General features: G+C 61.4%; 12 protein-coding genes. 6 read left to right on the top strand and 6 right to left on the bottom strand.

Annotation, left to right across the window (positions count from 1 at the left end):
• Positions 1 to 11 precede the first annotated feature (11 nt).
• The 5 genes from AAEZ05_RS25655 to AAEZ05_RS25635 all read right to left on the bottom strand — a co-directional run bounded on the left by AAEZ05_RS25655 (position 12) and on the right by AAEZ05_RS25635 (position 4,448).
• Positions 12 to 2,462 (bottom strand): penicillin acylase family protein, encoded by a 2,451-nt coding sequence (locus AAEZ05_RS25655; RefSeq protein WP_350649426.1) that lies wholly within the window; start codon positions 2,460 to 2,462, stop codon positions 12 to 14.
• A gap of 259 nt (positions 2,463 to 2,721) precedes the next feature.
• Positions 2,722 to 2,937: an SEC-C metal-binding domain-containing protein gene (locus tag AAEZ05_RS25650; protein WP_045061083.1), complete on the bottom strand. Its 216-nt coding sequence runs from the start codon at positions 2,935 to 2,937 to the stop codon at positions 2,722 to 2,724.
• Between the two features lie 5 nt (positions 2,938 to 2,942).
• Positions 2,943 to 3,428 (bottom strand): LEA/WHy family protein, encoded by a 486-nt coding sequence (locus AAEZ05_RS25645; RefSeq protein WP_045061082.1) that lies wholly within the window; start codon positions 3,426 to 3,428, stop codon positions 2,943 to 2,945.
• A 41-nt stretch (positions 3,429 to 3,469) separates the two neighbouring features.
• The gene (locus tag AAEZ05_RS25640; protein WP_045061081.1) at positions 3,470 to 3,946 is read right to left on the bottom strand and encodes a YchJ family protein; all 477 of its coding nucleotides are present in this window, start codon (positions 3,944 to 3,946) and stop codon (positions 3,470 to 3,472) included.
• Positions 3,947 to 3,950: 4 nt separating this feature from the next.
• Entirely contained in the window at positions 3,951 to 4,448 is a 498-nt protein-coding gene (locus AAEZ05_RS25635) for a DUF6231 family protein (RefSeq protein WP_045061080.1), read from the bottom strand.
• A gap of 191 nt (positions 4,449 to 4,639) precedes the next feature.
• On the opposite strand from AAEZ05_RS25635, the gene AAEZ05_RS25630 reads away from it, so the two are divergent.
• From AAEZ05_RS25630 to AAEZ05_RS25615, 4 genes are all read left to right on the top strand, one after another.
• Entirely contained in the window at positions 4,640 to 5,335 is a 696-nt protein-coding gene (locus tag AAEZ05_RS25630) for a PA1041 family peptidoglycan-binding anchor lipoprotein (RefSeq protein WP_045061079.1), read from the top strand.
• Between the two features lie 91 nt (positions 5,336 to 5,426).
• Positions 5,427 to 6,152 carry a PA1041 family peptidoglycan-binding anchor lipoprotein gene (locus tag AAEZ05_RS25625; RefSeq protein WP_045061078.1) on the top strand — a complete coding sequence of 242 codons (726 nt, stop codon included), beginning with the start codon at positions 5,427 to 5,429 and terminating at the stop codon, positions 6,150 to 6,152.
• A 149-nt stretch (positions 6,153 to 6,301) separates the two neighbouring features.
• On the top strand, positions 6,302 to 6,580 hold the full coding sequence (locus tag AAEZ05_RS25620; RefSeq protein ID WP_045061077.1) for a DUF1145 domain-containing protein: 279 nt from the start codon (positions 6,302 to 6,304) through the stop codon (positions 6,578 to 6,580).
• On the top strand, positions 6,573 to 7,331 hold the full coding sequence (locus AAEZ05_RS25615) for a collagen-like triple helix repeat-containing protein (RefSeq protein WP_045061076.1): 759 nt from the start codon (positions 6,573 to 6,575) through the stop codon (positions 7,329 to 7,331). The genes AAEZ05_RS25620 and AAEZ05_RS25615 overlap by 8 nt, the downstream gene beginning before the upstream one ends.
• A gap of 107 nt (positions 7,332 to 7,438) precedes the next feature.
• Here the strand turns inward: AAEZ05_RS25615 and AAEZ05_RS25610 are convergent, their stop codons facing one another.
• Positions 7,439 to 7,903, bottom strand: a complete 465-nt coding sequence (locus AAEZ05_RS25610) for a CopD family protein (protein WP_045061075.1) — start codon at positions 7,901 to 7,903, stop codon at positions 7,439 to 7,441.
• Between the two features lie 99 nt (positions 7,904 to 8,002).
• Here AAEZ05_RS25610 and dinG point away from each other — a divergent pair, with 99 nt between their 5' ends.
• Entirely contained in the window at positions 8,003 to 10,147 is a 2,145-nt protein-coding gene (gene dinG, locus AAEZ05_RS25605; protein ID WP_045061074.1) for an ATP-dependent DNA helicase DinG, read from the top strand.
• Between the two features lie 95 nt (positions 10,148 to 10,242).
• The gene (locus AAEZ05_RS25600) at positions 10,243 to 12,621 is read left to right on the top strand and encodes a beta-agarase (protein ID WP_350649423.1); all 2,379 of its coding nucleotides are present in this window, start codon (positions 10,243 to 10,245) and stop codon (positions 12,619 to 12,621) included.
• The last annotated feature ends 68 nt before the right edge of the window (positions 12,622 to 12,689 follow it).

Raw genomic sequence — 12,689 nt, 5'->3', positions numbered from 1 at the left:
ACTGGGGAAGACTATTTCCCGGGAGTCAGTGTCAGTCGGGCTTTGCCATACACCTTGTCGAAGTTTTGCGGCTGCATCGGCAGGCTCATGTATTGCCCCTTCAGCCACGGATCGATGCTGTTGAGGTAATTAGGGCTGGCCGGGTTGCCTGATTGTCCGGTGGCGTTCTGGCCCATCAACGGCTCGGCTTGGCCGAAGTCGACGATGAGACGCATGGACGGTGCCAGGGTAGTGTTGAAATCTTCGCCCCAGGCAAACGCGGCGGTATTCAACGTGGTGTGATCACCACCGGCTGCAAGCGGACCGCGGACGGTCTGGCCGCTGGCGTTCTTCCATTCGTAGCGGTGCAGCTTGCCCCATTGCCAGGCCTTGTGATCGGCGCCCAACAAGCTGTCGCCCGCGGTGATTGCAGCTGCCAGGCTGCGGGCCAGGATCACTGCCTTGTCCTCTTTTTGCGGCGTGCGCGTGTCATCCCAGAATGGGCTGTCCTCGCGTCCCAGCAGGTGATCGGCCTGGGCGGCGTAGGAAAGCTTGCCGTTGGCGATGAAGGTTTTCCACGCAGCACTGTCTTGCGGCCCCAACTCATCGAGGAAGATCTGCCGCGTGCTTTCTTGCAGGAACAGCTGGTAGATGGCTGCATCGGCGGAAGTCGGGCTGAGCTTGCCGTCGAACGCCATCAGGCGGGCATAGGCCTCGCGAGCCTTGACCGCGTCGGCCGTCGGCAACGCTTCGATGGCTTGCTTGAGCGGCTGGGCCATTCCCGGCGCCGTGAACATTTTCTTCAGCTTGGGGGCGAAGGTGGTGGTCTGGTCGTATTGCATGGCGATCACGCTGCGCGTGTCGTGCTTGCCGGTGCCGGCGAGTTCAGCCATGCGTTCGCCGCGCTCCGGTGCGGACCAGGAGTTGGACAGCTGCATGCCATAACCATGGGGGATGACCCGCTGGTTGGCGGTGCCGAGCCAGCCCTGGGCGGGGTCTTGATCGTATGGGTGCAGCATCGGGTCGGCGTAACCGTCCCAGTCGTAGCGACCTTCCCAGCCCGGCGAGGGCAACAGGCCTTCGCCTTCGCGCCGGTTCGGATAACGCCCGGTGACCTGCCAGCCGATGTTGCTCGCATCGGCGAACACCAGATTCAGCGCAATCGCGCGGATTTCACGACTGGCATCTGAGGCCTTCTCGACATTCTGCGCCCGGGACAAGTCAAAAAACGCGTCCAGGGTCTTGTCGTCGGTGAAGCTCGGCGCCTGCAGTGCCAGGCCAAAACCGTTGGCCAGGGCGGTTCCCTTGGCACTGTTGAGCAGGGGGCCATGGCGGGTTTCATACACCGCCTCGCGAGTCGGCCGCTGGCCTTTGACGAAGTAGGTCTCGTTACGAACCATGACCGGCTGCCATTTGCCGCCCGCCTCGTAAGTCAGGCCGTTACCCTGGCGCTTGATTTTTTCCAGGAACAGGTCCTGGTTGTCGCCCATGACCGTGGTCATGCTCCACGCCACTTTGCCGTTGAAGCCACCCAGCACCAGCGGCAGGCCGGCGATGGTCACGCCAGAAGCCTGGTATTTCGGCGCGCGAATCTGCACATAGCTGAACAGCGATGGCACGCCGAGCGGGCCGTGGCTGTCGCTGGCCAGCAGGCTTTTACCGGTGCGGCTGCGCTGCGGTGCGATCGCCCAGTTATTGGAGGACGTGGCGCCGAGCAAATTCAGGTCGGACAATTGACTGGCGGCTTTGCTGATGTCAACCAGCCCCGGAATCTGCCCGTTGAGCTTGATGCCCTGGAGTTTCTCGGCCTCGGCCACTGGCAGTTTTTCGTCGGGGGCTGAAGGCGTCAGCCAGGGGAGTTTGTCGGTGCTGACGGTCTGCGCCAGCATCAGCGAGGAAATTTCTTCCGGCAGGTTGGCTGACTGACTGAAGTTCAGCAGGCAGAAAATCAGCGCCGAATCTTCCGGTTGCCAGTATTCGGGCTTGTAGCCGGTTGCCATCAGGTCTGCCGGCAACTTGTCGCGGTAGCGGAACAGGTAGGCGTTGACGCCCCGGGCATAGACTTCAAAAAAACGCTTGAGCCGCGGGGAGGACGCCTTGTACAGCTCACCAGCACTTTTCTTCAGGTTGACCGCGCGCATGTAGCGGTCGGCGTCCAGCAAGTCGGCGCCGGACATTTCTGCCAGGCGGCCTTGAGCCAGCAGGCGCAGGGTGACCATTTGCGTGATGCGATCGCTGGCATGCACGTAGCCGAGGGCGAACAGCGCGTCGTGGAAGCTGTTGCTTTCGATCAGCGGCATGCCCATGGCGTTGCGCCGCACCGAGACGTTCTGCGCCAGGCCTTTAAGCGGCTGCACGCCGGTGGTGGGCGGGAGGGTGTCCTGAGTGTTCAGGGTCTGACAACCGGTCAGGCCCAGAACACCGGCCACTGCTGCGGCAACGCCGAACCGGGGAAGAAAATGAGTAAGGGCTGGCGAGGCCATGGCAAAGCTCCTGCGGGGTATTAACGCAATAAAGCCGCTACGTTAGTGAGCAGGAGAGGGGCGCGCAAGCGGGGTGTCAGGTTATTTCTGGATTTGTCTGATTAAGGACGTTCACGGGGCGCGGCGAATCCACCATGGAGGTGGCGACAGCGCAAATTCTGCAGGGGACGGCTTGCTGGCGATCGCCGCGACGCGGTGCGTCGGGTTCGACGCTGTCGCGCGCAGGCTCGCCCCCACAGGGTAGCGGTGAACGACCCGATCAGGCGCCGTGGCACTTCTTGAATTTTTTGCCATTGCCGCATGGGCAAGGGTCGTTACGACCGACGTCCTTCAAGGCGTTGCGCACCGGCTCCTGGTGGGCGTGGCCGCAATTCGGGCCGTGGACATGGCCATGGTCGTGATCATGGTGATCGTGTTGATCATGATCATGATCGTGATTGCAGTCGGGGCCATGAACATGGGGTTGCTGGGTCATCAGGTTTACTCCGGAATTAAATCGGCGGGGATTATCACGCCATTGCGCGCTATGTGCACGTAGTGAGCGATGAATAAACCCGTTTCCATCTCTCCTTCCAGACGGTAAGGGATGGGCTGACCGGGTTTTTTCAGCAATTTCACCAGGCCGCGGATTTTTGGCCACAGATTCGTGCGGATCGGCACCTTGAAATACGCGCTGCGCTTGGGCCCCACGGTAAACCAGTGTTCGTGTTCACCCTCGGTCAGCAGCATGTCACCCAGATGAATACGGTACTCGAGGCCGCGTACCGTCAGGTCGCTGTCGTTTGGGTTGTCCACTCGAAAGTGCAGGAGGAATTTCTGCTCCAGCAATTTGGCGCGGATCACTTCCACCTTCACCAGATGCAGTTGCGGTTCCGGCTCGTCGCTGCTGAACCAGGACGCACAGCCGCCCAGCCCGAGAACGAGGCTCAAGGTCAGCAGGTGGAGGACGATGCGCCGGGTGATCATGATGGTTTTCCCTTGGGCCTGCAGGTGATGCAGGTCATGCCTCAGCTGCCGAAATAGCCCGCACAGCACTTCTTGAATTTCTGGCCGCTGGCACAGGGGCAGGCATCGTTGCGGCCGGCCTTGAGTTGCACGGTCGGATCGATGAAATACCAGTGCCCGGCGTTCTGCACAAATGAGGAGCGCTCGCGATGGCTGTGCTCCCCGGTGCTGTCATGCCAGCGCGCGGTAAAGGTCACGAAAGCATGTTCCGGTTGCCCGCCAAAGACTTCCGAGCTCTCAACCTCAAGACCCAGCCAGGTGCTGTTGGCGCTCCAGTCGCTGATGGACTGGCGATCCAGGCCAGCCCGTTGTGCGGGCAGGGTGGTGGCCACCAGATAGTCGATCAGGCCCAACACATAGGCGCTGTAGCGCGAACGCATCAAGGCCGCGGCGCAAGGGGCCAGGTGGCCTGCGTGATAATGACCGCAGCAAGCATCCAGCAGGGTGCCGCTGCCGCAAGGGCAAATCGATGTACTCATTGCGTTACCACCAATATTTCCCGAAGTTCTCCGGATTGGCCCAGAACCTCGAGTTGAGCCAGTCGGGTACCTGTTTGTAGTCAAGCAGATCATAGGTGAACAACGTCACCACCTGATCGTCGCGCTGGAACCGCTCGCTGGCTTGCAGGGCCAGGGAGAAAAAGTCCGTCTCCTGCCAGCCGCTGGCGTGCAGGTCAGCCAGCACCGCGATACGACTGGCGTTGAGATTGCGGATGCCTCCAAGCAAATTCAGACCGTCGCGTTTGGGCAGGTGTTCCAGGCAATCGACCACCAGCGCCAGGTCGAACCGGCGTGCCGCCAGTTCCGCAGGCAACAGACCCGGTGCGGCGTGGGCCACACAACTGTCGGGGTGCGCGAGCTTGAAGGCCTCGAGCGCGGGAAACTCACTGGCACCTATCAATAGCAGGCGTGCGGGGGCGTATCGATCAAGCAAGGCGGCCAGCGCCTGTTGCGGCGTGCGCGAAGAAATACCGGCAATCATCAAGGATCCTCAATCAGCGTCCGCCAAGACTAGCCTGCCCAAAGGTCCGGGCCTAGCGCTCTATTGAGGCAAATGCATCGATCCACGGAGAACGCGAGGCAAATCAGCGTTGGCCTATTGCTGGCGGAGATTAAAACTCCGGTCTTTACTCCCTGAATCGGTTCTAAGCCGATCCTTCAGGAGAAAACTAGATGAGCATAGTTCGGACAGCATTACCCTTGGTTCTGCTAACCAGTGTGTTGACTGGTTGCGCAGGTTTGCAGAAAACCGACTGGCCGACCTGTGCGGCGGTCGGTGGTGTCGTCGGTGCGGGTCTTGGTGCAACCGAGAGCTCGGCGTGGGCAGGCTATGGCGCGCTGTTGATCGGTGGTACGGCAGCGGCCTATTGCTGGGTTCACGGTGATGGCGACGAAGACGGTGATGGCGTGCCGGACAGTCGCGACAAGTGCCCGGGTACGCCTAGAGGCGTGCAGGTCGATGCTGACGGTTGCCCGCCACCGGTGCCAGCACCCGTGGTCGAAGAGGTGGTAGTCGTCAAGGAAGAAGTCATCGTCGTGCGTGATGTGCACTTCCAGTTCGACAAGGCGACGCTCACTCCTTCCGACAAACAAGTGCTCGACAAGATTGCTACTCGCCTGAAACAGGAATCCTCCAGCGCACAACTGACTGTGACCGGTCACACCGACAGTGTGGGCAGCGATGCCTACAATCAGAAACTGTCGGATAAACGCGCACATTCGGTGGTTGAGTACCTGATTTCCAGTGGCGTACCGCGTAGCAGCTTCGTGTCTGTGACCGGTGCAGGCGAGAGCCAGCCAGTGGCCGATAACAAAACGGCAGACGGCCGCGCGATGAACCGTCGCACGGAAATCAAAATCAATCGTTGATGCCCCTCGCACTCCGCGGCTTGTGCAGTCGCGGATGCCGGTCTTTACTCCTGTGTAACCGGTATGGGCCGGTAACACAGGAGCTTTCAACATGAGTGTTCTCACAAGGACCGTCCTACCGGTTCTGCTGCTTGGCAGCCTGCTGACCGGTTGCGCGACCCACAGCGATGGCACTGCCCCCTTGAATCAACGTACCTGGCCAATCTGCAGCCTTATCGGCGGCCTGGTCGGCGGAGGCCTGGGCGCCATTGAAAGTGCCGGCTGGGCGGGAGGTGGCGCAGCGCTTGGCATCCTGACCGGTGGCCTGATCTGCTACTCCCAGGATGGCGATGAAGATGACGACGGTGTATTCGACCGCCGTGATCGTTGCCCGGATACGCCTGCCAATACCCCTGTCGAACACCATGGTTGCCCGCTGCCGCAGTACCCGGCCAGCGTGAAACCAGCCGAACCTGCTCCGACCTCGACTGAAGTGGTGACGCTGAGCGATGCCAATGACGTTCTGTTCGCTTTCAACAAGTCCGACCTGACGCCAGCGGCCCGCAGCGAACTGGATTCACTGATGAGTAAACTGCAGAACGCCGACGTGGTCAGCATCAAGGTCATCGGCCATACCGACAGCGTAGGGTCTGATGCCTACAACCAGGGGCTCTCGGAACGTCGCGCCAGCAGCGTCGCCGATTATCTCCTGAGCCAGGGCCTGGCGCCGAACAAACTCACCAGTGAAGGGCGAGGTGAGCGTGAGCCTGTCGCCGATAACGATACAGACGACGGGCGGGCGAAAAACCGCCGCGTGGAACTGCACATAAACCGCTAATGCCCGAAACAGAGCCGTCCGCCGATGCCAACCAGCGTCCGGGCGGCCCTTTCGGCGCCCATCATGAAGAAAATTCGATTGCCCTATGGCTTATCCCGCGCGGAAGCCGTTACTGTGCGCGCAAAGAATAATTCTCATCGGGAGAGCGTATGAAGGTGTTCTGGGGGCTATGGAAGCTGCTGACCCTGTTGTTCTGGGCGGTAGTGGCAGTCAACTGGCTAATGCCGTTCGTCTTCCCGCTGAATTTGCTGGTCCCCGCGACCGGCGGCCTGCTGGCCGTTCTGCATCTTCTGGAGGTGCTGCTGTGCAATCGCAGCCTCAAAGGTCGCGCCCATCCGTGGCGTGATCGCCTGAAGATTGTGTTTTTCGGCGTATACCACCTGCAAACCATTCCGGCTCCGACCGTATCGAAGGCTTCCCATGCGTAATCTCTGTCTGCTCGCCGCATTTATCAGTCCACTGGCTTGCGCCCAGGTAGTGAGCGTCGAAACCAACTCGCTGATGCGCTTGCCCAACACCGCGAGCACGTTGTCCCTGGAACGACTGGAAGTAGCCGACTACGGCACCTTGCTGATTCCCTCGAACGTTACCGAAGTCACGGTGGGCGAACTGCATTTGGGGCGCGAAGCGCGGATCGCCATTGTGCCCAGCGAGCAGGCGCTCGACCTGAAGGTCAGTCGTGCCGAGTTGTCCGAGGGCAGCCAGATCACGGCCCGCGGTGCGCCGGGTACCTACCTCAAGGCAGCCCGGTCGGGGCGCAACCTCAACTTGCAGATCAAGGCGTTGAATGCCCCGCAGTTGGCGGTGGACGCCCGTGGTGGGGCGGGGGCGCCAGGGTTCGTCGGGCTTGATGGCGCCAACGGCCAGGCACCGGGGTGCACCTGGGGCCAGGCTGGTCGCGGGGCGGACGGCAGTAATGGCAGCGACGGTCAGGCTGGTGCGCCCGGTGCGCTGGTCAGGCTGGAAGTGCCGCGCGATTATCCGGTCGAGCAGATCAAGGTCGAGGTGGCCGGCGGTGCGGGTGGTCTCGCGGGCCCCGGTGGCAAGCCAGGTGCGGGCGGCAAATCCAAAGGCTGCATTGTTTATCGCGCCGATGGCGGCAAGGCCGGTCGTCCGGGTGTCGATGGTCAACCTGGGCCTGCAGGGGCCGCGGGTTCGGTGACTGTGCAGCGGTTGTAGGATTGTTGTGATCCTGTGATGGTCATCGCGAGCACGCTTTGCTCCCACAGGGTTGATGAAAACCCGTGGAAGCAAGGCTTGCCCGCGATGGCGTCCGCCCTGCTGACTCAGAACATCGGTCGAGCCGCCGCAATTGCAACCAGCAGCAACCCGACCAGCAGATTGATCCCCACCAGTCGGCGAATCCTTCCCAAAATCCCGGCGCCAGCCGGCCAGTCCTGCGCCGCCACGGCCGTGCGCAGCTCGGGCAACATCAGCGCCTGGATGCGAATAAACAGCGCCGTCATCACCACATACAACCCCATCATCACCTGCACATAACGCGGCGCGCTTTCAAAACCGGCATATTGCAGGTGAATCATGCCCACGCCGCTGATCGGCAACACCACTACCGCGACCCAGACCCAGCGGAAAAAACCGCTGAACACCTCGACCCACAGTTTCAGCCGGGCAGGGCCCTCCAGCGCCTTCATGGCCGCCGGGCGCAAGACCATCCAGGCGAAAAACATGCCGCCGACCCATACCAGGGCCGACAGGACATGAAGGCTGTAAACGATGGCAAAAAGTGTCATTTGGGTACTCCGTTCTGCGCGGGATTAATTAGCGGGGTATGATAGCGGCCGAACCGAACCACTGAAAATTTATCCAGCGTTTTTTGCGCCCGACTATCCATGATCAGCACCGAACTCAAAACCACGATCCAGGGCGCCTACTCGCGTTTTCTCGAGGCCAAGAGCCTCAAGCCGCGCTACGGCCAACGCCTGATGATCGCCGAAATTGCCAAAGTCCTCGGGGATATCGACACCGACGACGAGGGCCGGCGCAGTGGCGACCCTGCGATTGTCGCAGTGGAAGCCGGCACCGGTACCGGTAAAACCGTGGCCTACAGCCTGGCGGCGATACCGACGGCCAAGGCCGCCGGCAAGCGCCTGGTGATCGCCACGGCGACCGTGGCGCTGCAAGAGCAGATCGTCTACAAGGACCTGCCCGACCTGATGCGCAATAGCGGGCTGAATTTCAGCTTCGCCCTGGCCAAGGGCCGGGGGCGCTATATGTGCCTGTCCAAGCTCGACATGCTGTTGCAGGAAGGCCACGCGCAAACGGCTACGGCGCAATTGTTCGAAGAGGAAGGCTTTCGCATCGAGGTCGACGAAGCCAGCCAGAAGCTGTTCACCAGCATGATCGAGAAGCTTGCCGGCAATAAGTGGGATGGCGATCGCGACAGCTGGTCCACCGCCCTGGAAGACGCCGACTGGGCCCGCCTCACGACCGATCACAGCCAGTGCACCAACCGCCATTGCCCCAACTTCGGCCAGTGCGCCTTCTACAAGGCCCGCGAAGGCATGGGTAAGGTCGACGTGATCGTCACCAACCACGACATGGTGCTGGCCGATCTGGCACTGGGGGGCGGTGCCGTCCTGCCGGACCCTCGCGATACCATCTACGTCTTCGACGAAGGTCACCACCTGCCAGACAAGGCGATTGGTCACTTCGCCCATTACACGCGTCTGCGCTCCACGGCCGACTGGCTGGAGACTACCGCCAAGAACCTCACCAAATTACTCGCCCAGCACCCGCTGCCAGGCGACCTCGGCAAGCTGATCGAGCAGGTGCCGGAACTCGCGCGGGAAATCAAGACCCAGCAGCAGTTCATGTTTACCGCCTGTGAGCAGGTGGCCGATTTCAAACCAGGCGAAGACGTCGAAGGTCGTGAGCGGCCACGGCATCGCTTTGTCGGCGGAGTGATTCCCGAGCACATGCGGGAAATGGGCATCGAGCTGAAGAAGGGCTTCGCCCGCCTGAATGACGTGTTCACCCGTCTCACCGAATTGTTGAAGGAAGGCATGGACGGCGAAGTCAACATCGGCATCGCCAGCAACCAGGCCGAAGAGTGGTACCCGCTGTTCGGTAGCCTCCTGTCCCGCTGTACGGGCAACTGGGAACTGTGGACCGCGTTCACCGTCGAGGACCCTGAAGACAACCCGCCGATGGCGCGGTGGCTGACCCTGGCCGAAAGCGGCTCGCTGTTCGACATCGAGGTCAACGCCAGCCCGATCCTGGCGGCGGAAATGCTCCGACGCAACCTCTGGAATGTGGCTTACGGTGCCCTGGTGACCTCGGCGACACTGACCGCCCTGGGCACCTTCGACCGTTTTCGCATGCGTGCCGGGCTGCCGAAAAAAGCCGTGACGGCGGTGGTCCCCAGCCCGTTCCATCATGCCAACGCCGGCGTGCTGCGGGTTCCCGACCTGAAAGCCGATCCACGGGACGCGCCAGCGCATACTGCGGCGATCATTCGCGACCTGCCGCAGTTGGTGGAAGGTTCGCGCGGCACCCTCGTCCTGTTTTCTTCGCGCAAGCAAATGCAGGACGTGTTCGACGGGCTTGATCGCGACTGGCGCAAGCAGGTGTTTATCCAGGGCAACCTTTCCAAGCAGGAAACCCTGAACAAGCACAAGGCGCGGGTTGATGGCGGGGATTCGAGCGTGCTGTTCGGTCTCGCAAGTTTTGCCGAAGGCGTGGACTTGCCCGGAGCCTACTGCGAACACGTGGTGATCGCGAAGATTCCATTCTCGGTGCCCGACGACCCGGTTGAAGCGGCCCTGGCGGAATGGATCGAGGCCCGTGGCGGTAATCCGTTCATGGAAATCTCGGTGCCGGACGCCTCGCTCAAACTGGTCCAGGCCTGCGGGCGATTGCTGCGAACCGAAGAGGATCGCGGCACCATCACCTTGCTCGATCGACGTCTGGTTACCCAGCGTTACGGCAAGGCCATTCTCAATGCGTTGCCGCCATTCCGTCGTGAAATTTCCTGAGGCACCGGTGGGCAATTTCGCCCGCCGCGTTGTCTATCTCTCTGCCACCGATATTCCACTGGCCCATTTTGGTCGTTAGGGAGAACTTCGTTCCCATGATTCGCCGTTCGCTGCGCCATTCGTTACCTGCTGGGGTTTTTGCCCTGATGTTCACAGCCCCTTTGCTGGCAGCCCCTGCCGGTCAACAGACGCTGTTCAACTTTGTGCGCCCCGCTGACGTTGTTCAGGTAGCGACCCAGGACGCCAGCTTGCCGCAGTCCAACGCGGAGCAGACGGCCGAAGGTGAAGTACTGCGCAGGGTGACATTCAATCCGGTGGCACAACCGACGCTGCGCCTGACCCCGCAAAGCGGTGCATGGGATTGGTCGCAGTCGGGCGTCATGAGCTTGCGCGTCCAAAGTGCAATGAGCTGGGCACTGACCCTCTACGTGAAAATCCAGAGCAATGATGGAAAGACCCTGGTCAGCCGGGTCGACCTGCCGGCTGGCCCTGCGCAGACCTTGATGGTGCCGCTGCAACCGAGCTCGCCGCTGAGCCTGGGCATGAAAGCCGGGCCACCGATGCCGATCACCGTCGATGGTCAGCGAGTACTGCTGGCCAGTAGCGCCGGAGAGCTGGATCGCAGCCAGGTGGTGTCGGTGACCTTGTCGATGGATCAACCGAAAGTTGCCCAGAGCATTCTGCTGGAACGCTTTGGCGTTCAGGACGGCGAGGGCGTGGTACAGGCGGCGTATGGCGGTCTGGTGGATGCCTACGGTCAGTCAACTCGTGCCAAATGGCCGGAAAAAGTCACTGGCGATGAGCAGTTGAAAAGCGCCGCTGCCAAGGAACAGCAACTGCTGAAAACCTGGTTGGCAGAGCGCGAGAAATCTTCCCTGGACAAGTTCGGAGGCTGGACCAAGGGCCCGCAATTCAAGGCCAGCGGATTTTTCCGCAGCGAGAAGCAAGAGGGGCGTTGGTACCTGGTCACTCCTGAAGGCCACCCGTTCTACTCCCTGGGCGTGAACACTGTGACCCCGGAGGTCAATCAGACTTACATTGCCGGTCGCGAGTGGATGTTCGAGTCCCTGCCCAAGCCCGATGAGCCGCTGGCCAGCCATTATGGCGAAGGCGACAACCGCGGGGGCAATGGCGCCGACCAGGGGCGTGGTAACAACGCCGGACGCTGGTACGATTTTTACGGTGCCAACCTGCAGCGTCTGTATGGCCAGCCGTGCGTTGTGACGAGCGAAACCAAGGCCGGGGTTGCCGATGCCGCCAAGGCCGACGCCGAAGCGGCCGAGAAACCTGCCGCCGCCCCTTGCGCGCCGCAAGTCTTCGACGACAAACGCTGGACGGCCCACACCCTCGATCGCCTGCAAGCCTGGGGTTTCAATACCGTGGGCAACTGGAGTGCGCCGATGCTGGGTGATGCCGAACGAGTGCCCTACACCGTGCCCTTATCGATCGTCGGCGATTACGCGAGCATCAGTACGGGCACTGACTGGTGGGGAGGCATGCCCGATCCGTTTGACCCGCGGTTTGCCATGGCCACCGAACGCGCCGTGGCCATCGCTGCGCGCGATCACCGTGATGATCCATGGCTGATTGGCTATTTCGCCGATAACGAGCTGGCCTGGGCCGGCCCCGGCGATGACCCGAAAGCCCGCTATGCGCTGGCATACGGCACCCTGAAAATGACCACCGATGTCCCGGCCAAACGTGCGTTCCTCAAGCAGCTGCGTGACAAGTATCGCAACCAGGCAGGCCTGTCCAAAGCCTGGGGGATCGACCTGCCGGCCTGGGAACTGATGGAGGACCCGGGGTTCGTACCGCCGCAACCGAGCGCGGAGTACCCCGAGATTGAGGCGGACTTCAAATACTTCCAGAAAGTTTTCGCCGACACCTATTTCAAGACCATCTCCGACTCGCTGAAGTGGCACGCCCCCAACCAGCTGTTGCTGGGCGGCCGATTTGCCGTCAGCACGCCAGAAGCGGTCGAATCCTGCGCCCAGTATTGCGATGTGTTGAGCTTCAACATGTACACGCTGCAGGCGCAGGATGGTTATGACTTCGAGAAACTGCGCAGCCTGGACAAGCCCGTGCTGATTACCGAGTTCAACTTCGGTTCGGCTGATCGCGGGCCGTTCTGGGGAGGCGTGACACAGCTGGCGAGAGAAGAGGACCGCGGGCCGGCTTATGCGAACTTCCTCAAGCAGGCGCTGAAGGAACCCTCAATTGTCGGGGTGCATTGGTTCCAGTACCTGGATCAACCCGTTACCGGGCGCTTGCTGGACGGTGAGAATGGCCACTTCGGGTTGGTGGGCATCACCGATCTACCGTTCCAGGGATTTGTCGACAGCGTGCGCAAGAGTAACCTGGCGACTGTCGATCAACTGGCCAAAGAAGCTGAAAAGGCCCGGGGCGCGGCGCAGAAGGCCGGCCATGATGCCGAAGGCGGGCGTAAAGGCGAGGCCGGCAAGGCGGCCAAGTAATCGACCGCCCGGCCCGCACCTGTTCCCAAAACCGTCAATGGCTGGAACAATGCGGCCACTTTTTAGAA

It is taken from the genome of Pseudomonas sp. HY13-MNA-CIBAN-0226 (assembly GCF_040310305.1).
Taxonomy (GTDB): Bacteria; Pseudomonadota; Gammaproteobacteria; order Pseudomonadales; family Pseudomonadaceae; genus Aquipseudomonas; species Aquipseudomonas gregormendelii.
The sequence above is the reverse complement of the archived record's forward strand: the minus strand, read 5'-3'. Positions and strand labels throughout refer to the sequence as shown.